This is a genomic window from Blastococcus sp. SYSU D00669 (genome assembly GCF_054050715.1).
The window spans coordinates 56,129-78,041 of record NZ_JBJGZV010000017.1 but is presented as its reverse complement, the minus strand read 5'-3'; the positions used below and the strand labels follow the sequence as shown (position 1 = coordinate 78,041).

At 74.9% G+C, this 21,913-nt stretch carries 25 protein-coding genes; 8 read left to right on the top strand and 17 right to left on the bottom strand.

All coding sequences use genetic code 11. The features are described 5' to 3' along the window. Window positions 1–17: 17 nt before the first annotated feature. The 4 genes from ACI8AF_RS13925 to dxr form a co-directional block, all read right to left on the bottom strand. Entirely contained in the window at window positions 18–869 is an 852-nt protein-coding gene (locus tag ACI8AF_RS13925) for a GNAT family N-acetyltransferase (RefSeq protein ID WP_456540313.1), read from the bottom strand. A 7-nt stretch (window positions 870–876) separates the two neighbouring features. Beyond that, window positions 877–2,037, bottom strand: a complete 1,161-nt coding sequence (gene ispG, locus ACI8AF_RS13920; protein WP_456540312.1) for a flavodoxin-dependent (E)-4-hydroxy-3-methylbut-2-enyl-diphosphate synthase — start codon at window positions 2,035–2,037, stop codon at window positions 877–879. A gap of 65 nt (window positions 2,038–2,102) precedes the next feature. Further along, on the bottom strand, window positions 2,103–3,437 hold the full coding sequence (locus tag ACI8AF_RS13915) for a M50 family metallopeptidase (protein ID WP_456540338.1): 1,335 nt from the start codon (window positions 3,435–3,437) through the stop codon (window positions 2,103–2,105). Window positions 3,438–3,480: 43 nt separating this feature from the next. Beyond that, on the bottom strand, window positions 3,481–4,680 hold the full coding sequence (gene dxr / locus ACI8AF_RS13910) for a 1-deoxy-D-xylulose-5-phosphate reductoisomerase (protein WP_456540311.1): 1,200 nt from the start codon (window positions 4,678–4,680) through the stop codon (window positions 3,481–3,483). Window positions 4,681–4,824: 144 nt separating this feature from the next. On the opposite strand from dxr, the gene ACI8AF_RS13905 reads away from it, so the two are divergent. Further along, complete coding sequence (locus ACI8AF_RS13905; protein ID WP_456540310.1) at window positions 4,825–5,145, top strand: DUF2631 domain-containing protein; 321 nt, start codon at window positions 4,825–4,827, stop codon at window positions 5,143–5,145. A gap of 87 nt (window positions 5,146–5,232) precedes the next feature. Here ACI8AF_RS13905 and ACI8AF_RS13900 read toward each other — a convergent pair whose 3' ends face one another. The 3 genes from ACI8AF_RS13900 to ACI8AF_RS13890 form a co-directional block, all read right to left on the bottom strand. Further along, entirely contained in the window at window positions 5,233–5,952 is a 720-nt protein-coding gene (locus ACI8AF_RS13900) for a VIT1/CCC1 transporter family protein (protein WP_456540309.1), read from the bottom strand. Continuing rightward, on the bottom strand, window positions 5,949–7,124 hold the full coding sequence (gene rlmN, locus ACI8AF_RS13895; protein WP_456540308.1) for a 23S rRNA (adenine(2503)-C(2))-methyltransferase RlmN: 1,176 nt from the start codon (window positions 7,122–7,124) through the stop codon (window positions 5,949–5,951). The genes ACI8AF_RS13900 and rlmN overlap by 4 nt, the downstream gene beginning before the upstream one ends. Before the next feature lie 84 nt (window positions 7,125–7,208). Beyond that, window positions 7,209–7,616, bottom strand: a complete 408-nt coding sequence (locus ACI8AF_RS13890) for a hypothetical protein (RefSeq protein WP_456540307.1) — start codon at window positions 7,614–7,616, stop codon at window positions 7,209–7,211. A gap of 143 nt (window positions 7,617–7,759) precedes the next feature. Here ACI8AF_RS13890 and ACI8AF_RS13885 point away from each other — a divergent pair, with 143 nt between their 5' ends. Both ACI8AF_RS13885 and ACI8AF_RS13880 read left to right on the top strand, forming a co-directional pair. Next, window positions 7,760–8,902, top strand: coding sequence for a sensor histidine kinase (locus ACI8AF_RS13885; protein WP_456540306.1), 1,143 nt, complete (start codon window positions 7,760–7,762; stop codon window positions 8,900–8,902). Further along, a complete protein-coding gene (locus ACI8AF_RS13880) occupies window positions 8,899–9,558 on the top strand; it encodes a response regulator (protein WP_456540305.1) in 660 nt (219 codons plus the stop codon). Before ACI8AF_RS13885 ends, ACI8AF_RS13880 begins: the two co-directional genes overlap by 4 nt. A gap of 7 nt (window positions 9,559–9,565) precedes the next feature. On the opposite strand, the gene ACI8AF_RS13875 is transcribed toward ACI8AF_RS13880, so the two are convergent. Beyond that, the gene (locus ACI8AF_RS13875; RefSeq protein WP_456540304.1) at window positions 9,566–10,720 is read right to left on the bottom strand and encodes a hypothetical protein; all 1,155 of its coding nucleotides are present in this window, start codon (window positions 10,718–10,720) and stop codon (window positions 9,566–9,568) included. A gap of 143 nt (window positions 10,721–10,863) precedes the next feature. Between ACI8AF_RS13875 and ACI8AF_RS13870 the strand changes: the two genes are divergently transcribed. Next, entirely contained in the window at window positions 10,864–11,628 is a 765-nt protein-coding gene (locus tag ACI8AF_RS13870; RefSeq protein WP_456540303.1) for a polyphosphate kinase 2 family protein, read from the top strand. A 1-nt stretch (window position 11,629) separates the two neighbouring features. On the opposite strand, the gene ACI8AF_RS13865 is transcribed toward ACI8AF_RS13870, so the two are convergent. Then, on the bottom strand, window positions 11,630–12,274 hold the full coding sequence (locus tag ACI8AF_RS13865; RefSeq protein ID WP_456540302.1) for a TrmH family RNA methyltransferase: 645 nt from the start codon (window positions 12,272–12,274) through the stop codon (window positions 11,630–11,632). Continuing rightward, window positions 12,271–13,254 carry a DUF2332 family protein gene (locus ACI8AF_RS13860; protein WP_456540301.1) on the bottom strand — a complete coding sequence of 328 codons (984 nt, stop codon included), beginning with the start codon at window positions 13,252–13,254 and terminating at the stop codon, window positions 12,271–12,273. The genes ACI8AF_RS13865 and ACI8AF_RS13860 overlap by 4 nt, the downstream gene beginning before the upstream one ends. Window positions 13,255–13,272: 18 nt before the next feature. Between ACI8AF_RS13860 and ACI8AF_RS13855 the strand changes: the two genes are divergently transcribed. Beyond that, window positions 13,273–14,406 carry a GNAT family N-acetyltransferase gene (locus ACI8AF_RS13855; RefSeq protein WP_456540300.1) on the top strand — a complete coding sequence of 378 codons (1,134 nt, stop codon included), beginning with the start codon at window positions 13,273–13,275 and terminating at the stop codon, window positions 14,404–14,406. Here the strand turns inward: ACI8AF_RS13855 and ACI8AF_RS13850 are convergent. The 5 genes from ACI8AF_RS13850 to rpsB form a co-directional block, all read right to left on the bottom strand. Next, on the bottom strand, window positions 14,373–15,467 hold the full coding sequence (locus tag ACI8AF_RS13850; RefSeq protein WP_456540299.1) for a phosphatidate cytidylyltransferase: 1,095 nt from the start codon (window positions 15,465–15,467) through the stop codon (window positions 14,373–14,375). The genes ACI8AF_RS13855 and ACI8AF_RS13850 overlap by 34 nt on opposite strands. A 19-nt stretch (window positions 15,468–15,486) precedes the next feature. Next, window positions 15,487–16,044: a ribosome recycling factor gene (gene frr, locus ACI8AF_RS13845; protein WP_456540298.1), complete on the bottom strand. Its 558-nt coding sequence runs from the start codon at window positions 16,042–16,044 to the stop codon at window positions 15,487–15,489. A gap of 67 nt (window positions 16,045–16,111) precedes the next feature. After that, on the bottom strand, window positions 16,112–16,891 hold the full coding sequence (pyrH, locus tag ACI8AF_RS13840) for a UMP kinase (protein WP_456540297.1): 780 nt from the start codon (window positions 16,889–16,891) through the stop codon (window positions 16,112–16,114). 188 nt (window positions 16,892–17,079) lie between these two features. Further along, the gene (tsf, locus tag ACI8AF_RS13835) at window positions 17,080–17,895 is read right to left on the bottom strand and encodes a translation elongation factor Ts (RefSeq protein WP_456540296.1); all 816 of its coding nucleotides are present in this window, start codon (window positions 17,893–17,895) and stop codon (window positions 17,080–17,082) included. A gap of 42 nt (window positions 17,896–17,937) precedes the next feature. After that, window positions 17,938–18,858 carry a 30S ribosomal protein S2 gene (gene rpsB, locus ACI8AF_RS13830; protein WP_456540295.1) on the bottom strand — a complete coding sequence of 307 codons (921 nt, stop codon included), beginning with the start codon at window positions 18,856–18,858 and terminating at the stop codon, window positions 17,938–17,940. A gap of 302 nt (window positions 18,859–19,160) precedes the next feature. On the opposite strand from rpsB, the gene ACI8AF_RS13825 reads away from it, so the two are divergent. From ACI8AF_RS13825 to ACI8AF_RS13815, 3 genes are read left to right on the top strand one after another with little or no spacing between them, the layout of a single operon-like run. Beyond that, window positions 19,161–19,676 (top strand): M23 family metallopeptidase, encoded by a 516-nt coding sequence (locus ACI8AF_RS13825; protein ID WP_456540294.1) that lies wholly within the window; start codon window positions 19,161–19,163, stop codon window positions 19,674–19,676. A 9-nt stretch (window positions 19,677–19,685) separates the two neighbouring features. After that, window positions 19,686–20,291 (top strand): TMEM175 family protein, encoded by a 606-nt coding sequence (locus ACI8AF_RS13820; protein ID WP_456540293.1) that lies wholly within the window; start codon window positions 19,686–19,688, stop codon window positions 20,289–20,291. A 32-nt stretch (window positions 20,292–20,323) separates the two neighbouring features. Continuing rightward, window positions 20,324–20,602, top strand: a complete 279-nt coding sequence (locus ACI8AF_RS13815) for a hypothetical protein (RefSeq protein WP_456540292.1) — start codon at window positions 20,324–20,326, stop codon at window positions 20,600–20,602. Between the two features lie 7 nt (window positions 20,603–20,609). On the opposite strand, the gene ACI8AF_RS13810 is transcribed toward ACI8AF_RS13815, so the two are convergent. Both ACI8AF_RS13810 and whiG read right to left on the bottom strand, forming a co-directional pair. After that, window positions 20,610–21,038 carry a hypothetical protein gene (locus ACI8AF_RS13810; protein ID WP_456540291.1) on the bottom strand — a complete coding sequence of 143 codons (429 nt, stop codon included), beginning with the start codon at window positions 21,036–21,038 and terminating at the stop codon, window positions 20,610–20,612. Continuing rightward, the gene (gene whiG, locus ACI8AF_RS13805) at window positions 21,038–21,841 is read right to left on the bottom strand and encodes an RNA polymerase sigma factor WhiG (RefSeq protein WP_456540290.1); all 804 of its coding nucleotides are present in this window, start codon (window positions 21,839–21,841) and stop codon (window positions 21,038–21,040) included. Before whiG ends, ACI8AF_RS13810 begins: the two co-directional genes overlap by 1 nt. Window positions 21,842–21,913 lie beyond the last annotated feature (72 nt).

The window sequence follows — 21,913 nt, the reverse complement described above, 5'->3', positions numbered from 1 at the left end:
GCAGTCAGGAGCAGCGGTCAGAACAGGACGCTGGCGTACCGGCCGACCTCGCGGAAGCCGACCCGCTGGTAAGCCACGCGCGCGGCGGTGTTGAAGTCGTTGACGTAGAGGCTCACCACCGGCGCGATCGAGGCGCGGGCGTACTCGACGACCGCCGCCGTCCCCGCCGTGCCGACCCCCCGGCCGCGGTAGGCCGGCGCCACCCAGACCCCCTGGATCTGGCAGGCGGCCCGCGAGACCGCGCCGATCTCGGCCTTGAACAGCACCTCGCCGCCCTCGATCCAGGCCAGCGACTGCCCGGCGCGCACCAGCTCCGAGACGCGGGCGCGGTAGCCGACGCCGCCGTCGGTGCGCAGCGGGCTGACCCCGACCTCCTCGGTGAACATCGCGACCGCGGCCGGCATGAGCAGGTCGAGCTCCGACAGCCGGACCGGGCGCACCCGCGGCTCGGGGGGCACGGCGGGCGGGCCGTCGATGGCCATCAGCGGCTGGCGCGGGCGGTGGTCGCGGCAGGGGCCCCAGAACGGCGCGAGCAGGTCCCACATCGGGTCGACGGAGGGCGCCGGGCCGACGATGGTCGAGCAGCGGCGGCCGGCCCGCCGGGCCCGCTCGGCGAACGCCGTCGCGGCGGCGCGCTCGGCCCCCGGCACGGCGAACGGGATGAGGTTGGCCCCGGCCAGGCACACCGCGTCCAGGCTGCTGCCGCTGCCGATCCCCCACAGCGGCGCCCCGAGCGCGGCGGCGTCGGTGCCCGCGGCCTCCACCCGGCCGGCGATCACGCAGGCCGCGACCGGGTCGGTGGCGAGCAGCCGGGTGACGGCGCGCTCGTCGGAACCGTCGAGGACGCGGGCGGTCGGGGTGCCGAGCACGGGACCGTCAGGAGACGGTGACGACGGGCGAGCCGGGGGCCGCACCCTCGACGGGCTGCTCCCCCGCCAGACGCACGGCCTCCTCGATGAGGGTCTCGACGATCTGCGACTCGGGGACGGTCTTGACGACCTCGCCCTTGACGAAGATCTGCCCCTTGCCGTTGCCCGAGGCCACGCCGAGGTCGGCCTCGCGGGCCTCGCCCGGCCCGTTGACGACGCAGCCCATGACGGCGACGCGCAGCGGCACCTCGAGCCCGTCGAGGCCGGCGGTGACCTCGTCGGCCAGCTTGTAGACGTCGACCTGCGCGCGGCCGCAGGACGGGCAGCTGACGATCTCGAGGCCGCGTTCGCGCAGGTTCAGCGACTCCAGGATCTGGGTGCCGACCTTGACCTCCTCGACCGGCGGGGCGGAGAGCGAGACGCGGATGGTGTCGCCGATGCCCTTGCTGAGCAGGGCGCCGAAGGCGACGGCGGACTTGATCGTGCCCTGGAACGCCGGCCCGGCCTCGGTGACGCCCAGGTGCAGCGGGTAGTCGCACTGCGCGGCGAGCAGCTCGTAGGCCCGCACCATGACGACCGGGTCGTTGTGCTTGACCGAGATCTTGATGTCGCGGAAGCCGTGCTCCTCGAACAGCGAGCACTCCCACAGCGCCGACTCGACCAGCGCCTCGGGCGTGGCCTTGCCGTACTTGGCGAGCAGCCGCTTGTCGAGCGAGCCGGCGTTGACGCCGATCCGGATCGGGATGCCGGCGTCCCCGGCCGCCTTGGCGATCTCGCCGACCTTGTCGTCGAACTTCTTGATGTTGCCCGGGTTCACGCGGACGGCCGCGCACCCGGCGTCGATCGCCGCGAACACGTAGCGCGGCTGGAAGTGGATGTCGGCGATCACCGGGATCTGCGACTTCTTCGCGATCGCGGGCAGCGCCTCGGCGTCGTCGGTGTCCGGGACGGCGACCCGCACGATCTGGCAGCCGGCGGCGGTCAGCTCCGCGATCTGCTGGAGCGTGGCGTTGATGTCAGCGGTCTTCGTCGTCGTCATCGACTGCACGCTGACCGGGAAGTCGCTGCCCACGCCGACCCCTCCGACGTCCAGCTGCCGGGTCTTGCGTCGCGGGGAGAGCACGGGCGGAGGCGCCGCGGGCATGCCGAGGCTGACGGGGATCGCCATGGCTCCCAGTATCGCCCGCCCGCGCGCCGGGTGCCGCCGACCGCCCTGTGACCTGCTGCGCTGCCTCAGCCCAGGGTGATCGGGTTGACCACGTCGGCGATGAACAGCAGCGCCGAGAGCACGAGGAACACCCCGGCGACCGCGTACGCGACGGGCATCAGCCGGGCGATGTCGAACGGCCCCGGGTCGGGCTTGCCGCGCAGCCGCGCGACGGTCGACCGGGCCTTCTCGTACAGCGCGCCGGCGATGTGCCCGCCGTCGAGCGGGTAGATGGGCAGCAGGTTGAACAGGAACAGCACCAGGTTGATCGAGGCCAGCAGGCTGAGGAACAGGCTGACCTTCTGCTGCCCGGTCCAGTCCTCCTGGGCGAAGACCTCCCCGGAGATGCGGCCGACCCCCACCACGCCGATCGGGCCGTTCGGGTCGCGCTCCTCGCCGAGGAAGGCCGCCCGGAACAGCTGCGGGATCCGCTCGGGGATCTGCACCAGCTTCTCGACCGACTGCGAGATCACCATCCCGAAGTAGCCGGGCACGTCCGCGAACGACTGCCGCGCGAACCCGGCGGTCGGGCTGACCCCGAGGTAGCCGGCGGTGGTCGTCTCGTCGCTGCCGGCCTCGACGTAGACGGTGTTCTCGATGGGGGTGACGGTCACATCCCGCCGTTCGCCGTCCCGTTCGACGGTGAGGACGACGTCCTGGCCCGGGGCGCTGCGGATCGCCTCCTGCACCGTCGTCCAGCTGTCGAACGCGTCGGTCTCCAGGGGGCTGCCGTCGATCGCCACGATCGTGTCGCCGGGGCGCAGGCCGGCCGCGGCCGCGGGGCTCTCCTGCGGCAGCGCGCAGCCCGCCGTCCCCTCGGTGCACCGCTGCCCGGCGTCGGCACCGGAGGTGACGATCGGCTCGGAGCACGGGTCCTCGTCGCCGGCGGTCACCGCCCCCGCGGGCAGCACGCAGGCGGGGACGCTGCCGAGGGTGGTCGTGAACACGTTCGTGCCGACGGCGGTCAGGACGACGGTGAAGAACACGACCGCGAGCACCAGGTTGTGGAACGGCCCGGCGAACATGACGATCACGCGCTGCCACCAGGGCTTGGCGTAGAACACGCGGCCCTCGTCGCCGGGGCGGATGTCGTTGAGCGCCTGCCCGCGCACCTCGGCGATGAACCGGCGCATGCGGGTGGCGCGCTTGCTCTCGCCCTCCTCGGCGGGCGGGATCATGCCGACGATGCGGATGTAGCCGCCCAGCGGCACCGCCTTGACGCCGTACTCGGTCTCACCCTTCCTGCGCGAGAACACCGTCGGGCCGAACCCGACCATGAACTGGGGCACGCGCATGCCGAACTTCCGCGCCCAGAAGAAGTGGCCGTACTCGTGGAAGCCGATGGAGAACAGCAGGCCGATCGCGAAGGCGACGATCCCCAGGACGGTCAGCAGTGCGGACAGGTCAGCCTCCGGCGATGGCGGCGCGGGCGTGCCCCCGGGCCCACTTCTCCGCGGCCAGCACGTCCTCCACGCACGTGGGTGCGCCGAGCTCCGGCGCGGCGTCGAGGGTACGCGCGACGACGTCCACGATGGCTGTGAACGCGAGCTCGCGCCGCAGGAAGGCCGCGACGGCCTCCTCGTTGGCCGCGTTGAACATCGCCGGGACGACGCCGCCGGCCTCCCCCGCCCGCCGGGCCAGCCGGACCGCGGGGAAGGCGTCGGCGTCGAGGGGCGCGAACTCCCAGGTGCTCGCCGTCGACCAGTCCAGCGCCGGCTGCACGTCGGGCAGCCGGTCCGGCCAGGCCAGCGCCAGCGCGATCGGCAGCCGCATGTCCGGCGGGCTGGCCTGGGCGATCGTCGCGCCGTCGGTGAAGGTGACCATCGAGTGCACGATCGACTGCGGGTGCACCACGACGTCGATGTCGGCGTAGGGGACGTCGAAGAGCAGGTGCGCCTCGATCAGCTCGAGGCCCTTGTTGACCAGGGTCGCGGAGTTGACCGTCACGACCGGTCCCATGGCCCAGGTGGGGTGGGCGAGCGCGTCCTCGACGGTCACGTCCGCCAGCTCGGCGGCGGTGCGGCCGCGGAACGGCCCGCCGCTGGCGGTGAGCACCAGCCGCGCCACCTCGCTCACGTGCCCGCCGCGCAGGCACTGGGCCAGCGCCGAGTGCTCGGAGTCCACCGGCACCAGCTGCCCCGGCTTCGCGGCGGCGGTCACCAGGTCGCCGCCGGCGACCAGCGACTCCTTGTTGGCCAGCGCGACGGTGTTCCCCGCCCGCAGCGCGGCCAGCGTGGGCCCGAGCCCGATCGAGCCGGTGATCCCGTTGAGGACGACGTCGGCCGGGCGGGCGGCCAGCTCCTCGGCGGCCCGCGGCCCGGCGAGGATCTCCGGCAGCGCGTACTCCCCCGAGGCCCAGCCGCGCTGCTGCGCCGCGGCGTAGAACGCCAGCTGGAGGTCCTGCGCGGCGGTCGCGCGTGCGACGGCGACGGTGCGCACGCCGAGGGTCAGCGCCTGCTCGGCCAGCAGCCCGACGTCGCCACCGCCGGCGGCCAGCGCGGTGATCCGCAGCCGGTCGGGGTTCTGCCGCGCCACCTGGATCGCCTGGGTGCCGATCGAGCCGGTCGAGCCCAGCACGGTGACCTCACGGGGAGCACTCACCATGCCCCCGGTTCGCTCCCGCGGGGCGCTCCGCTCCTCGCTCGTTCCTCGCTGCGATGCTCACGCCCCTGTCCGCTCACACCCGAAGTCTCCCCGACGACGCGCGCGGCCGTCCCGGGCGGTTTCCCGAGCGCCGGTACTGGCAAGATGACGACCGTGGTCCAGGAATCGCGCTCGCACAGCCCCGCGACGACCCGGGTGAACCAGCCCGGCCGCGAGGAGGCCGTCGTCCGTGCCGGAGAGCACCCGGTGGAGCACGAGCGGCCCGAGGACTGGGGCTGGCACGGCGAGATGGGCAAGTGGGGCCGCCGCACCTGGTGGCTGGCCGCGGCGTTCATCCTCGCCCTGCTGATCGGCAACCACGAGGGCAACGTGGAGAACGTCTGGCTGATCGGCACGGCCGCCCTGATGGTGCTGATCTTCCTGCTGGACCGGGTGCGCCGGAAGAACGCCTGGCGCGCGAAGTGAAGGACCTCGTCGCCCCCCCAGGACTCGCACGCTCGCCGTGGGGCCCTGCGACGAGGCCGTCCGAGCCGGGCCTGACCGGCCGCGGCGCTAGCTGACCGTCGTGCCGATCGCCAGGCCGATGAGGTAGGTCGCGCCCGCCGCGACCGCACCGAACAGCAGCTGGCGCAGCCCGGCGTACCACCACGGCCGCGGGGTGAAGCGCGAGGACAGCGCGCCGGCGACGAAGAGGCCGACGCCCCCGGAGAGCAGCGCCACCCACAGCAGCGGGAAGCCGAACAGGTACGGCAGCAGCGGGAAGACCGCGCCGATCGAGAAGGTCAGCAGCGACGAGAACGCGGCGACCCGCGGCGACGGCTTGTCGGCGGGGTTGATCCCGACCTCGGCGACGATGTGCAGCCGCAGCGCCGCCTCCCGGTCGCGGTGCAGCTGCTCGGCCACCTCGTCCGCGAGCGCGGAGTCCACGCCGCGGGCGCGCATCATGTCGGCCAGCTCCTCCACCTCGCCGGCCGGGTTGCGCTCCATCTCCCGGCGTTCCTTGTCGACCTCGAGGTCGAGCTGCTCGTTCTGCGTCTTGACCGACGTGTACTCGCCGAGCGCCATCGAGATCGCGCCGGAGATCAGCCCGGCGAACCCGGTGAGCACGATCGCCCGCGGGGAGACACCCCCGCCGCCGACGCCGGCCACCAGGGCGGTGTTGCTCACCAGCCCGTCCATCGCGCCGAACACCGCCGCGCGCAGCCACCCTCCGGAGACATCGGCGTGGGTGTGCCCGTGCGCCTCGGGTGCCGGCAGGACGGCGTCACTCACTGGTCGGCTTCCGCGCCCAGCGGCACCGCCGGCTCCACCGCGGGGGTGGGCAGCGCGACGGCGGGGACGCCGTCGACGCGGTCGGCGGCGGCGAGCTGGCCGCAGGCGCCGTCGATGTCCTGGCCGCGGGTGTCGCGCACCGTCGTCGCCACCCCGGCGGCGCGCAGGCGGGCCACGAACTCGCGCTGCGCGGGCAGCGGGCTGGCGTCCCACGGGCTGCCCGGCGTCGGGTTGAGCGGGATGAGGTTCACGTGCGCGAGCCGGCCCGCCAGCAGCCGGCCGAGCAGGTCGGCCCGCTCGGGCTGGTCGTTGACGTCGCGGATCAGGGCGTACTCGACGGAGTAGCGCCGGCCGGTGCGGCGGGCGTACTCGTCGGCGACCTCGACGACCTCGGCGACCTTCCACCGGGTGTTGATCGGCACGAGGGTGTCGCGCAGCTCGTCGTCGGGGGCGTGCAGGCTGACGGCGAGGGTGGCGTGCAGCCCCTCCTCGGTGAGCCGGCGGATGCCCGGCACGAGGCCGACGGTCGAGACGGTGACCGACCGCTGCGAGAGCCCGAGGCCGTGCGGCGCCGGCGTGACGAGGGCGTCGAGGGTGCGGCGCACCCGGGCGTAGTTGGCCAGCGGCTCGCCCATGCCCATGAAGACGACGTTGGACAGCCGCCCGGGGCCGCCGGGCAGCTCGCCGCCCGCCATCGCCGCCGCGGCCGCGACCGCCTGGCCGATGATCTCGGCGGCCGAGAGGTTGCGGGTCAGGCCCTGCTGGCCGGTGGCGCAGAAGGGGCAGGCCATACCGCAGCCGGCCTGGCTGGAGATGCAGACCGTCGCCCGGTCGGGGTAGCGCATGAGCACGCTCTCGACCAGCGCCCCGTCGTGCAGCCGCCAGAGGGTCTTGCGGGTGCGGCCGCCGTCGGCGGACAGGTGCCGCACGGGCGTCAGCAGACCGGGCAGCAGCGCCTGCGCGAGGTCCTCGCGGGCGGCGGCCGGCACGTCGGTCATCTGCGCGGGGTCGGTGACGCCGCGGAAGAAGTGCCGCGCCAGCTGGTCGGCGCGGAACGGCGGCTGCCCGAGCTCGGCGACGGCGGCGCGCGCCTCCTCGCGGGTCAGGTCGGCGAGGTGGCGCGGCGGCTTGCCCCGGCGGGGGGCGTCGAACACGAGCGGGAGGGCAGTCATGGCGTCGTCCATGGTCCCACCCGCCGGCCGCCGGCGACGGGCCCCGAGGGGAAGCTCACTCCCCGGGGCCCGGCCGGCAGCGGATCACGCGCTGCGGCGCGTGCGGGTGGTGGCGGCGACCAGGGCCAGCAGGACCAGCGTCGTCACCGTGAACGCGATGGCCTCCGGCTCGTCGTAGACGAAGAACTTGACGAAGCTGAACGCCACGTCGGCGACGGCGAGGCCGACCGTGAACGGCAGCACCCGGGGGTCGCGGCCGAGCCGCGCGGCGATGACGAGGTAGCCGACGCCGAGCACGACCGACCACACGCCCACCGACCAGTCGCCGACGCCCTGCGGGTCGCCTCCCTGCTCGGCCGTGGCGACGAACAGGAAGTAGGCGGTCGCGCCCAGCTTCAGGGCGCCGAAGAGGGCGGCGAGGACCCGGGTGGCGGTCACGAGGGCCGGGCGGGCGGTGGCCGGCGGGGCGGGGCGGGCAGCGGTGGTGGTCACGGGGGGCTCCTTGGACGGATGTCGACGAGTGCGGCGGGAACGCTAGGGACGCCGCGACCGGCGGGCATCGACCCGCGGGCGGCTTCCGCGCTCAGCCCTCGGGCTGATGGCGGCGGGCTGGATCCGCCCTACGCTTCCGGTCCGTGAGCCGGTTCGCGCACCCGTCGGTCGTGCCGCCACGGGCCGACGTGCTCGTGGCGGCGGCCTTCCTGGCCGCGTCCCTGGCGCAGGTGGCGATCGCGCCCATCGCGTCCCCAGCCGTCTCGGTGCTGGTCGCCTTCGCGATCACCGTGCCGCTGGCCTGGCGGCGGGTGCAGCCGGCGGCGGCGGCCCTGGTGGTGACGGCGGCGTGGACCATCCCCACGCCCGGCGGCTACCTGCTGCTCGGCTACGTGATCGCCGGGCTGCTCTTCTTCTCCCTCGCCCTCTACGACCTGAACACCTGGCGGGTCGTGCTGGTCACCGCGGTGTCCCTGACGGTCAGCGTGGTCGTCACGCTGCTGGGACCGGAGATCTGGCAGGCAGCCATCGGCGCCGCCCTCGCCATCGCCGGCCCCGCGGTCGCCGGCCGGCTGGTGGCCCACGACCGGGCGCAGAACGCGCGGCTGCGGGAGCTGACCGCCGAGCTGGTGCGCGAGCGGGACGCCGCCGAGCGGGTCGCCGCCGCCGAGGAGCGCACCCGCATCGCGCGCGAGCTGCACGACGTGATCGGTCACGAGATCACCGTGATCGCGCTGCAGGCCGACGCCGCCGCGGCCGCGCTGGCGCGCGCACCGGAGCGGGCCGCGGTGCCGATCGACCGCATCCGCGCCACCGCGGCCCGCACCCTCACCGAGATGCGCCGGGTGGTCGGCCTGCTGCGGGACCCGGCCGACGACGACGAGGACCTGCGCCCGCAGCCGGGGCTGGCCGACCTGCCCACGCTGGTCGAGGACGCCCGCGCCGGCGGCGCCGACGTGGAGCTGCTGCTGGGCCTGCCCGCGGCGGCTCCCCCGCCGAGCCTGCAGCTGACCGTCTTCCGGATCGTCCAGGAGGCGCTCACCAACGCCCGGCGGCACGCCCCCGGCGCGCCCGTCCGCGTGCGGGTCGAGACGGGTCCGGAGGGCCTGTGCGTCGAGGTGCGCAACCGCACCGGTCGCACCGCCGGGGAGCCGGGCGGCGGCCACGGCCTGGTCGGCATGCGGGAGCGGGCGCGGATGCACGGCGGCTCGGTGGACGCCCGCCCCACCGCCGACGGCTTCGTCGTCCGGGCCCGGCTGCCCCTCGTGCTGGAGGCCGCGCCGTGACCTCGGTGGTGCTCGTCGACGACCAGGCCCTGGTGCGCGACGGGCTGCGGCTGATCCTCGAGCTCGCCGGCGTGGAGGTCGCGGGCGAGGCGGCGGACGGCGAGGAGGGCGTCGCGGTGGTGCTGGACCGCCGTCCCGACGTCGTGCTGATGGACCTGCGGATGCCCCGGATGGACGGCATCGAGGCCACCCGGCGCCTCGTGGCGGCCGGCTGCGCCAGCCGCGTCCTCGTGCTGACCACCTTCGACGGCGAGGAGCACGCCTACCAGGCGCTGCGCGCCGGTGCGACCGGGTACCTGCTCAAGGACGTCGGCGGCGACCGGCTGGTCGCCGCGGTGGAGTCGGCCGCCGCGGGCGAGATGCCGCTGGCGCCGGCGATCGTGGCGCGGCTGGTGGCGCACTACGTCCGCACCCCGCAGGCGCCGCCGGCCGCGACCGACCGCCTGGCGCCCCTGAGCGAGCGGGAGACGGAGGTGCTGGGCCTGATCGGCGCCGGGCGCTCCAACCCCGAGATCGCCGAGGAGCTGTTCATCTCGCTGGCCACGGTGAAGAGCCACGTGCGGCACATCCTGGCCAAGCTGGACCTGCGCGACCGCGCCCAGGCGATCGTGCTCGCGCACGAGTGCGGACTGGTCGAGGCCCTGCCCCGCGGCTGACCGGCGGTCAGGCGCCCCCGGTCGGCGTGGGCGTGGCGGTGGGTGTGGGCGTCGCGGTGGGCGTCGCGGTGGGCGTCGCGGGGTCGCCGCCCTCCTCCCCGTCGTCCTCTCCCTCGTCGCCGCCGCCGTCCGGGTCGTCGGTCGGCGGCGGCGTGGGGATCGGCGTCGTCGTGGGGTCGGGCTCGTCGGTGGGAGGCGGCGTCGGCGTCGGTCCCGGCTCGACCGTCGGGTCACCGGGGTCGACGTCGACCGGTCCCTCCGGGACGACCGGTGGGGCCGGCGGCACGGGGACGACGGGGGCCGGCGGCGGCGCCGGGGCGGCGGTCGCCGTGCTGCGCGGCGTCGGGGCCGGCACGCGCGCCGGGACGGCGGCCGGGACCACGGGCACCCCCACCGGGGCGACCGACGTCGACGGCGCCGTCGACGAGGGCGAGGGTGTGGGCCGCGTCGGGGCCCGCGGCGGCGTCGGGGTGGAGGTCCGGCTCGGGGTCACCGTCGAAGTCGCGGTGCCGGCGGCCGGGCGCGGGTCGTCGGACCGCCCGGCCACCAGGGCGGCACCGGTCAGGACGCCGGCGACCAGCAGGCCGACGGCGATCGAGAGCCGGGCGCGCCGGTGGGGCCGCGGACGGGCGGTGACGACGACGTGCGGGACGACGGCCGGCGCGACCCCGGCGACGGCGGACGCGGGGACCGCGACGGGCACGGCGGGAACGGGCTCATGGCGGACCCCGGCGGACCCCTCGTCGCCCTCCTCGGAGGCGTCGTCCTCGGAGGCGACGTCCTCGGCCTCGATGTCCTCGGGGGCGTCCTCGGACTCGTCGTCCTCAGGCTGGTTGGGCTGGGCTTCGTCGTCCCCGGGCTCGTCGTCCCCGGGCTCGTCGTCCCCGGGCTCGTCGTCCCCGGGCTCGTCGTCCCCGGGCTCGTCGTCCTCGTGGACGTCGGCCGATGTCCCGTCGACCGCGGGGTCTTCCGGTCCCGGCTCCTCCGCGGGCACCGGCTCGGGGTCGTCCACCGGCGTCGGCTCCGGGGCCTCCTCGGCCTCGTCCAGCCACCCGGGCAGCCAGTCGGAGTCCCACTCCCCCGTCTCCTCCGGTGGCGCAGGGGTCTCCTCCGTCCCCGGCTCCGTCGACGCCGCGGCGTCGTCCGGGCGGGTCGTGCCCATGCCGTTCCCTCCTCACCACCCCCGTGATGAGCTCGACGCGCAGTGATTGATCCCTGACGCGCTGTGTTCAGACAGCCATGGTGCAGGACGATGCCGCCGCCTCCCGGCAGGCGCGGCCGGTGCGTTCGGCCCAAGCTCGGGGGATGAGCCGGCTCTCCGACGTCGACATGAGCGTCCGACTGGGCAAGTCCGAGGCGAAGAAGGAGCTCACCGCGGCACAGCGCCGCCTCGTCCACCTGCGGCTGCTGCTGGGCGGCCAGATCGGGCCCGGGGAGATCGGCCCGCCGCTGCTGGTGCTGTTCGAGGGCTGGGACGCCTCGGGCAAGGGCGGGGCGATCAAGCGGCTGGTCGAGGAGCTCGACCCGCGGCACGTGCGGGTCGCGCAGTTCGCCGCGCCCACCTACGACGAGAAGCGGCACCACTTCCTGTGGCGGTTCTGGCCGGTGCTGCCCGGCTGGGGCGGCATGGCCGTGCTGGACCGCACCTGGTACGGCCGGGTGCTGGTCGAGCGGGTCGAGGGCTTCGCCCCGGAGGAGGCGTGGCAGCGGGCCTACGGCGAGATCGTCGACCTCGAGGACACGCTCGCCGCCGAGGGCACGGTGATCGTCAAGTTCTGGATGCACGTCTCGCCGGAGGAGCAGCTGCGGCGCTTCGAGTCCCGGCGCGACGACCCCTACCGGGCCTGGAAGCTCACCGACGAGGACTGGCGCAACCGCGGCAGGCGCGAGCAGTACGAGGCGGCCGTCGAGGACATGCTGCAGCGCACCGACACCGTCGTGGCGCCGTGGCACGTGGTCGCCGGCGACGACAAGCGCTGGGCGCGGGTGGCGGTCGTGCGCACCGTCTGCGAGGCGGTGGAGGCGGCGCTGCGGGCCCGCGGCATCGACCCGGACCCGCCGCTGGGGTGAGCTAGCGCGGCGCGCCCAGGTCGGCGTGCTGCCGGATCCAGGCGTGCATGGCGATCCCGGCCGCGACGCCGGCGTTGATCGAGCGCGTCGAGCCGAACTGGGCGATCGAGACGGTCAGCGCCGCCGCGGCCCGCGCCTCGGGGGTGAGGCCCGGCCCCTCCTGGCCGAAGAGCAGCACGCACCGCTCGGGCAGCTCCACGGTCTCCAGCGGCACCGCGCCCGGCGCGTTGTCGACCGCCACCACGGCGAGGCCCTCGGCGGCGGCGTACGCCGCCAGCCCGGCGACGTCGGGGTGGTGGCGCAGGTGCTGGTAGCGGTCGGTCACCATGGCGCCGCGCCGGTTCCAGCGACGCCGGCCCACGACGTGCACCTCGGCGGCCAGGAAGGCGTTCGCCGTCCGCACGACGGTCCCGATGTTGAGGTCGTGCCCGAAGTTCTCGATGGCGACGTGGAACGGGTGCCGGCGGGTGTCGAGGTCGGCGACGATCGCCTCGACGGTCCAGTACCGGTATCGGTCGGCGACGTTGCGCCGGTCGCCGTGCGCGAGCAGCTCGGGGTCGAAGTGCGGGTCCGCCGGCCACGGTCCCGGCCAGGGTCCGACGCCGACCGTCGTCCCCCACTCCGTCGGGCCCGGCTCACCGCTCACCCGGCCATGATCTCCTGCGCCCCGGGCAGCCAGTCGAGCCGGCCGCCGTGGGGTGCGGTCCGGGCCAGTGGCCGGCCGTCCAGCGCGAGCACGAATCGGCCGTCGTCCGGGCCCACCTCGAGCTCGGGCAGCACGCCCCTCGCCTCCTGGGCGAGCCAGCGCACCGGCAGCGACCGCACCAGGTCCACGAAGGCCGCCCGGCGCTCGCGCGGCGGGTACAGCAGCACCGCGGTGTGGAAGACGACCACGGTGCTGCCCGGGGCGACGAGCTCCAGCGCGTCCGGCAGCCGGTCGACGAGGTCACCGCGGAGCACCTGCGCGGGTTCGGCGGCGGCGATCGCGGCGGCCGCGTCGAGCCGGGCCAGCCGCTCGGCGGCGGGTGGGCCGGGCCAGACGAGCGTGCGCAGCCAGGCGAGGTCGTCGGGATCCGCCGGGTCGAGCGGGTCGAGGTCGATGCCGATCCGGGCCACCACCTCCGGCACGCGTTCCGGCACCGGTCCCTCCCCCGAGGTGGTGCAGCGCAGGTGGACCGGACTGCGCAGCCCCACCGGCCGGCCGTCGTACTCGTAGCTGTACCGGTCGGGGTACAGGCACAGCCCGGCCGAGGACCCCACCTCCACCAGCGACAGCGGCCCCGGCAGGGCGGCGAGCACGGGGAGCAGCGCGGCGCAGCGGGCGGGCTCGTTCGTCTGCGTCGACCGGCTGAGCACGGTGCGCCGGAGCCGGTCGGCGTGCCCGACGACGAGCCGGTGCAGCTCGGCCGGGTCGCGCACGTCGCCGAACAGGAAGCGGAGGGCGGCGAACAGCAGCGGCGGCTGGCGGCCCTTCCCGTCGGGGAGCCCGGCCAGGAAGTCCAGGACCGCGGGGTCCCGGGCCACGGCCGCGGCCAGCTCGGCGTAGCGCGGCGACGAGACGGGGGCGTCGACCTCGGCGAAGTGCCGGAAGCCCCGGACGATCCGGTCACGCTCGTCGTGGCTCACCCGGGCAGGATGCCCGCCGTGAGCGACGGCGTCCTGGTGCACCTGATCGAACCGGCGGACTGGCGGGCGGCCCTCGCGGCGGGGGCCGTCCGGCCGGCGTCCCTGGCCGCGCAGGGGTTCGTCCACCTGTCGAGCCCCGAGCAGGTCCACCTGCCGGCCGAGCGGCTGTTCCCCGGCCGGCGCGACCTCGCCCTGCTCGTCGTCGACCCGGCACGCCTCGCCGACGCGGTGCGCTGGGAGCCCGGCGTGCACGGCGACCCGGCGGCGATGCGCTTCCCGCACCTGTACGGGCCGCTGCCGGTCGGTGCCGTGGTCGCCGTCGCACCCTGGCGCCCACCGGTCCCCCCGGTGCTGCCGCGCCCGGACGACGCACTGGGCCGCGCCCTGGCGCTCCAGCTCTCGGTCCCGGTGCGCCGGGCGGCCGAGGTCCGCGACGTCCCGGGCGGCGTCGCGGTCCTCGACGGCCGCTTCCCGCACTCGAGGGACGACAACCGGCTGCTGCTGTCCGATCCGGTGGACGCCGACACCGTCGCCGCCACGGCCGCGGAGCTGGCCGCCGACGCCGGCTGGGCCACCCGGGCCGCGACGCTGCGCTGGCCCGGCGCCGAGCAGGCCGCCAAGGCCCTCGCGGCACAGGGCTGGTCGGCCGACGAGCTGGTGCTCATGGCCCGGCCGGCCGGGCCGGTCGCCGGCGGCGAGCGGGCCCAGGTGGTGCCGCAGGAGGACGTCCACGAGCTGTGGGACCGCTCCTGGCGGGAGGAACTCGCCCGCCTGGGCGACGGCCTGGACGAGATCGTCGCGCAGCTGATCGGCCGGGAGCCGCGCAACGACGCCGTCGTCGCCGTCACCGACGTCGTGGTGCGGGAGGAGGGCCGGGTCGTGGCCGCCGGTCAGCTGCGGGTCGACGGCGCGACCGCGGCCGTCGAGTCGGTGCTCACCGACCGGTCGGCGCGCGGCCGGGGCCACGCCGACGCCGTCCTCGCCCGGATCCTGACCCTGGCCGCCGAGGCCGGCTGCGACCTGGTCGTCCTGGAGGCGGCCGGCGACGACTGGCCGCAGCACTGGTACGCCCGGCGCGGCTTCGAGCCGGTCGGCTCGACGTGGGACGTGTCGGCGCCCTACACCGGGGCGAAGACCGACAGCAGCAGGTAGGCCAGCGCGGCGGAGGGCAGCAGCGAGTCCAGCCGGTCCATGATCCCGCCGTGGCCGGGCAGCAGGTGCCCCATGTCCTTGATGCCCAGGTCGCGCTTGATGAGCGACTCGCCGAGGTCGCCGATGGTCGCCGAGGCCGCGATCGCGGTCCCGAAGACGAGCCCGGTCCACCACGGGGCGTCGAACGCGAGGGTCAGCACGGCCGTGGCGACGGCGACGCAGGCCACGATGGAGCCGGCCATCCCCTCCCACGACTTCTTGGGGCTGATCGACGGCGCCATGGGGTGCTTGCCGAACAGGACGCCGGCGGCGTAACCGCCCACGTCGCTGCAGACCACGGTGCCGATGAAGACCAGCACGCGGGCCACGCCGTCGTCCGGGACGAGCAGGAGGACGGCGAAGCCGGCGAGGAAGGGCACGTAGAGGGCGACGAGCACGCCCGCGGCGGCGTCGTGCAGGTAGCCGTCGGGCCCGTCGCCCAGCCGCCAGAGGACGACGGCGAGGACGGTGAGCAGGAACCCGACCACGAGTCCGGACGGGCCGCGGGTCCACGCCAGCGCCAGCATGGCGACCGCACCGACCACGACCGGGACCATCGGCGCGCGGAAGCCGCCGGCCCGCAGGGCGCGGGTGAGCTCGACGACGCCGACGAGCACCGCCGCCGTCACCACGAGCAGGAACGCCGGGCGGTAGACCAGCAGCGAGACCAGGATGACCGCGCCCAGGCCGAGCCCCACCGAGATGGCGGCGCCGAGGTTGCGGCCCGCCCGCCCGGACGACGGCGGCGCGGGCGCCTCCGGCCCCGGCTCCGGCGCCGGCTCCGGCGCCGCCGGCTCCGGCGGGGGCGGCAGCGCCTGGTCGGCGACCGCCAGCTCCGCGGTGCCGTCGCCGACCGGCGGCGGCACGGGCGGGACCGGGGGCGGACCCGGCCGGGCGCCGACGATCGGGACGGGACCGGTGTCGGCGGACGGCGGCTGCGAGGCGCGCCCCGGCCCGGGCACGGGCAGCTCGACGGTGCCCGGCTCGGGCGGGCCGGGTCGGCGCGCGGGCGGGAAGGTCATGGGAAGAGGACCGGCCGGCTCAGACCTCGAGGAGCTCGGCCTCCTTGTGCTTGACGGCCTCGTCGATCTGGTGGACGTGCTGCGAGGTCAGGTCGTCGAGCTCCTTCTCCGCGCGGCGCACGTCGTCCTCGCCCGCCTCGCCGTCCTTGGCGATGCGGTCGAGCTCCTCCTTGGAGCGGCGGCGGATGTTGCGGATGGCGACCTTGGCGTCCTCGCCCTTGCTGCGGGCCATCTTGACCAGGTCGCGGCGGCGCTCCTCGGTCAGCTGCGGGAAGACCACGCGGATGATCTGGCCGTCGTTGGTCGGGTTGACGCCGAGGTCGCTGTCGCGGATCGCCTTCTCGATCGCCCCGAGCTGCCCGCTGTCGTAGGGCTTGATGACGGCCATGCGGGCCTCGGGCACGGTGATCGAGGACATCTGCGGCACCGGGGTCGGGGCGCCGTAGTAGTCCACGAGGATCTTGTTGAACATCGACGGAGCGGCGCGGCCGGTGCGCACCGACCCGAGGTCCTCGCGCGCGACCGACAGGGCCTTGTCCATCCGCTCCTCGGCGTCGAGCAGGGTGTCGTCGATCACGGGTCTCTCCTCCTGCCGGCGGGACGTCCCGCCGGGTGTCGTGTGCGGGTGCTGAGCGGCCGGTCGGTCAGGTCGGCTGGCTGATCAGCGTGCCGATCTTCTCACCTGCGACCGCACGGGCGATGTTGCCGTCCTGCAGCAGGTTGAACACGACGATCGGCATGGCGTTGTCCATGCAGAGGCTGATGGCCGTCGCGTCGGCCACCTTGAGCTGCTCGGCCAGCACGGTCGCGTACTCCAGCTGGTGGTACATGCGGGCGCCCGGGTTGGTGCGCGGGTCGGAGTCGTAGACGCCGTCCACCCCGTTCTTGCCCATCAGGAGCACCTGGCACTCGATCTCCAGCGCCCGCTGCGCGGCCACGGTGTCGGTGGAGAAGTACGGCATGCCCGCGCCGGCACCAAAGATGACCAGCCGGCCCTTCTCGAGGTGCCGGATCGCCTTGCGCGGGATGTACGGCTCGGCCACCTGGCCCATGGTGATCGCCGTCTGGACGCGGGTCTGCAGGCCCTCCTTCTCGCAGAAGTCCTGCAGCGCGAGGCAGTTCATGACGGTGCCGAGCATGCCCATGTAGTCGGCCTTGGTGCGGTCCATGCCGGCCTGCGAGAGCTCGGCGCCGCGGAAGAAGTTGCCGCCGCCCATGACGACCGCCACCTGGGTGCCGTTCGCGACCACCTCGGCCAGCTGGCGGGCGATCCCGCTCACGACGGCGGGGTCGACGCCCACCTTGCCGCCGCCCATGGTCTCGCCGGAGAGCTTGAGCAGCACCCGCTTGTAGCCGCCGCCGTCGGCGGGGGCGAAGGCGGTGGGGGCGGACAGCGGTGCTTCCCGGTCGGCGATGTCGGTCAAGGGCTCATCCTCACTCGGTCGGGCTCGGTGGAATCCTGCCGCACGTCAGCGGCCGCGGGCGCGTCGGACCGTGCCCGGACGCGCCACCGGCCCCGTCCCTCGGAGAAGAGGAGACGGGGCCGGTGAGAGAGGACCATGCTGCCCCCACCGCTCGCACGCTCGCGGCGGGACCCTGCAGCACGGCCCGATCAGGCCTGGCCGACCTCGAACCGGGCGAAGCGGTCGACCTGCAGGCCGGCCTCGTCCAGGATCTGCTTGACCGTGCGCTTGGGCTCGGTGATCGACGGCTGCTCGAGCAGGACGAAGTCCTTGTAGTAGGCGTTGACCCGACCCTCGACGATCTTGACGATCGCCTGCTCGGGCTTGCCCTCCTCCTTGGCGGTCTGCTCGGCGACCCGGCGCTCGGTCTCGACGGCCTCGGCCGGGACCTCCTCGCGGGAGAGGTACCGGGGGCGGGCCGCGGCGATGTGCATCGCCAGGCTCCGCGCGGCCTCCTCGTCACCGCCCCGGTACTGCACCGCGACACCGATGGCCGGGGGCAGGTCGGTGGCGCGCTTGTGCAGGTACACCGCGGTCGGACCCTCGAAGAGGGCGAACCGCGAGAGGACCAGCTTCTCGCCGATGCGGGCCGACTCGGCCTCGATCAGCTTCTCGACGGTCTGGCCGTCGACCTCGACGGCCAGCAGGGCCGCCACGTCGGCCGGGTTCTGCTCGATGGCGATCTCGAGCAGCCGCTGGGCGAGGGCGACGAAGTCGGCGTTCTTCGCGACGAAGTCGGTCTCGCAGTCCAGCTCCAGCAGCGCGCCGCCCTTGCTGACGACGACGCCGTTGGTCGTCGAGCGCTCGAGGCGCTTGCCGACGTCCTTGGCGCCCTTGATGCGCAGCAGCTCGATCGCCTTGTCGTACTCGCCGTCGGCCTCGGTGAGGGCCTTCTTGGCGTCCATCATGCCGGCGCCGGTGGCGTCGCGGAGACGCTTGACGTCGGCAGCGGTGAAGGCAGGCATGTCTCTATCCCTTTGGTGTTCGGTACTGGTCCGGGACGGCGATCAGCCGTTCTGGGCGCCCTGGGTGCCGGTCTCGGTGCTGCCGGTGGCGGGCACGCCCTCGACCGGGGCGACCTGCTCGGCGGTGACCGCCGGCGCCTCGGCCGGGGTCTCCGGCAGCGGGGTGGCGCCCTCCTGCTGACCGGTCAGCAGCTCGCGCTCCCAGTCGGCCAGCGGCTCGTCGCCGCCGATGACGGGCTCGCCGCCGCCCTCGCGGCCGGCGTTGGCCTGCTGCGCGGACCGGGCCATCAGGCCCTCGGCGACGGCGTCGGCGATGACGCGGGTGAGCACCGTGATGCTGCGGATCGCGTCGTCGTTGCCCGGGATCTTGTAGTCGACCTCGTCGGGGTCGCAGTTGGTGTCGAGGATCGCGACGACCGGGATGCCCAGCTTGCGGGCCTCGCCGACGGCGATGTGCTCCTTCTTGGTGTCGACGATCCAGATGGCGCTGGGCACCTTCTGCATGTCGCGGATACCGCCGAGCGAGCGCTCCAGCTTGGCCTTCTCGCGGGTCAGGCCCAGCTGCTCCTTCTTGGACAGGCTGACCAGCACACCGGTCTGCTCCATGTCCTCGAGCTCCTTGAGCCGCTGCAGCCGCTTGTGCACGGTCTGGAAGTTGGTGAGCATGCCGCCCAGCCAGCGCTGGTTGACGTAGGGCATGCCGACCCGCTGCGCCTGCTCGGCGACGACCTCCTGCGCCTGGCGCTTGGTGCCGACGAACAGGATCGAGCCGCCGTGCGCGACGGTCTGCTTGACGAACTCGTAGGCGTTGTCGATGTACCCGAGCGTCTGCTGCAGGTCGATGATGTAGATGCCGTTGCGCTCGGTGAAGATGTAGCGCTTCATCTTCGGGTTCCAGCGGCGGGTCTGGTGCCCGAAGTGGACGCCGCTGTCGAGCAGCTGCTTCATGCTGACGACTGCCATCGCAGTGCAGCCCTTCTGTCTGCGCGCGGCCCGCTGGACCGCGCTCCTCGGTTGACGCGGGCACCGGGTGGTGCGCCGCCCTGGCGTTCCGCGGCGCCACTCCCCCGGCGGTTGCCCGCAGGGACCGAGGTGGCGACTGCCCCGCCGTGCGGCGGGATGGAGAACGCGCGAAGTCGACCCGTCGCAGACGGATCGCACGACCAGCATACCCGCCCCCGCGGGCCGCCCTCCCCGGGCGTCGCGTCGTCCACAACCACCCGTCCGGCCTGTGCTCCGTGGCCGCCGGCGGGGACGGTGACCCCGTGCCCGCCCGCGTCCTGCTCGTCGCCGTCCTCGCCCTCGCCGTCCTGGCGCCTGCGCGGGCGGCGGCCGCCCCGGAGACCCCCGCCGTCCCGGCCGGGGCGTGGTGGTGGCCGCTGGCCGGCCCGCCCCCGGTCACCCGGCCCTTCGCGCCGCCGGCCGGGCCGTACGGTCCCGGCCACCGCGGGCTCGACCTCGGCGCTGCCCCGGGGGCGGCGGTGCTGGCGGCCGGCGACGGGGTGGTCGCCTTCGCCGGGATGGTGGCCGGACGGCCGGTGGTCAGCGTCGACCACCCCGGCGGGCTGCGGACGACGTACGAGCCGGTCGACGCCGTCGTGGCCGCGGGGCAGGCGGTCACCCGCGGCGAGCCGATCGGCGCCCTGCTGGCCGGCCACACCGGCTGCCCGGTGGCCGCCTGCCTGCACTGGGGGGTCCGCCGGGGCGAGGCCTACCTCGACCCGCTCGCGCTGCTGCACCCGGTGCGGGTTCGGCTGCTGCCGTGGGCGCGGGGTCCCTAGCCTGCGCGGGTGCGCACCGAACGCGGGCTCGACCGGTTCGTCACCTTCCTCGACGCGGTCGTGGCGATCGCCATCACGCTGCTGGTCCTCCCCCTGGCGGAGCTGTTCGCCGGGGAGGCGCAGGAGGCGGGCCTGCGGGCCGTGCTGGTCGAGGAGGCGCCCGAGTTCGGGGCGTTCTTCCTCAGCTTCGCCGTCATCGCGCAGCTGTGGCTGGTCCACCACCGGCTGGTCGAGTCGGTGGGCGCCTACGACCGGGCGTTCCTGCTGCTGAACCTGGCCTGGATCCTCACCATCGTGCTCCTGCCGTTCGCGACGCAGGTGGTGAGCAGCGAGTACGGCAGGGAGCGGCTGGCGGTGCTGCTCTACATCGGCACGATCACGGTGAGCTCGGCCTGCCTCTCGGGGGTGTCGCTCCTGCTGTGGCGCCGTCCCGCGCTGCGCCGGGGCGACGCCGGGCCGGCCGAGCCGCCGCGGGAGGGGCTGGCCACGACCGGTCTGCTCGTCGTCGCGCTGGTGCTGGGGACCGCGGTCCCCGCGGTGAGCTACTGGGCGATGTTCCTGCTGTTCCTCACCTCGCCGCTGGAGGCCTGGCTGCGCCGCCGGTGGCCCGGCTAGGGTCCGCCGGCGTCGGGGACCGGGAGGCGGGGATGGCGGAGCCCACGCGGGGCGACTGGGTCGAGTACCGGGTCATGTGCGTCGTCGGCGCGGCCTGCGGCGCGGTCGTCGGCGCCGCTGTCTGCGGGCTGCTCGCCGCCCTGGTGCTGGCCGGGCTCGACGCGACGGTCGGGGTGACCCCGCCCGATCTCGACCGGCTGCCCGACACCCCGGGTGAGTGGGCACTGGGCGCGGGCGTGGTCGTGCTCGGCCTCGTGGGCGGGGTGATCGGTGCGCGCGAGCCCACCCGGCCCGGGGCGACGCCCGGCTGAGGCCGCCTCAGCCGGCCAGGCGGCCGTGGATCGCCTCGACCATGCGGTCGCGGGCGGTCGCGTTGTCGGGCGAGCGGTTCGGCTTGCGGCGCCCGGCGAGCACCCCGATCTCCCAGGTGGTGCCGTCGCCGGTCGTGAGGACGAGCGTGGGCGGGCGCATCAGGCCCGGCTCGGCGCCGGTGCGGACCGCGGCGAGCGCGTCGGGCGCCCGGGTCCGGCTCTTCCCGGGGGTGAACCGCCAGACCACGAGCTGCGTCCGGCTCGACGGCACCGGCGCGAACACCAGCCGTGCGCTGGTCAGGAGCAGCTCACCGGGGATCGACGAGAGCGTGCCCGGGTGCACCGCGGCGACCGCGCGGGCCAGCTCGGTCTCGCCGTCCTCGAGCGGCACCGGCACGACCCGCGCGCTGCCGCCCGCGCGGTCCCGGAGCCCCATCAGGCGATGTCGGCGAGCTTGGTGCGCAGGTGCAGGACGGCCTTGGTGTGCAGCTGGCAGATCCGGCTCTCGGTCACGCCGAGGACCCGGCCGATCTCGGCGAGGGTGAGCCCCTCGAAGTAGTAGAGGCTGACCACGACCTTCTCCCGGTCGGGCAGCTGCTCGACGGCACGGGCGAGCAGCTGGCGGGCCTCGCCGTGCTCGGCCATGGCCTGCGGGTCGAGGGCGGTCGAGTCCTGCAGGGTGTCGACCAGGCGGGGCGAGCCGCCGCCGTCCTCGTCGACCAGCAGCTCGTCGAGCGCGACGACGTTGACCAGGGACAGCTGGCCGAGGAACTTGCGGACCTCCTCGACCTCCATGCCCATCTGCTCGGCGACCTCCTCGTCGGTGGGCGTGCGCTGCAGCCGGGTCTCCAGCTCGGCGACGGCCCGCTCGAACTGGCGCGCCTTCATGCGCACCGAGCGCGGGATCCAGTCGGTGCTGCGCAGCTCGTCGATGATCGCGCCGCGGATGCGCGCCATCGCGTAGCTCTCGAACTTCACCTCGCGGGTGGGCTCGTAGCGGGTGATCGCGTCGATCAGCCCGAAGGTGCCGTAGGAGACGAGGTCGGCCTGCTCGACGTGCGAGGGCAGACCGCTGCCCACCCGGCCGGCGACGTACTTCACCAGCGGCGCGTAGTGGAGGATCAGCCGGTCCCGCAGCTCGGGGGCGCGGTCGGCGACGTACCGCTCCCACAGGTCGGCCAGGGCCGCGTCGGCGTCCTCGCTGTGCTCGTCCAGCCGGTGGATGGTCGCCTCAGGCACGATCTGCGCTCCTCGGTCCTGCGTGTGCTGCTGCCTCGGTCGGGAGGATTCCCCGTACGTCCCGCACTCGAC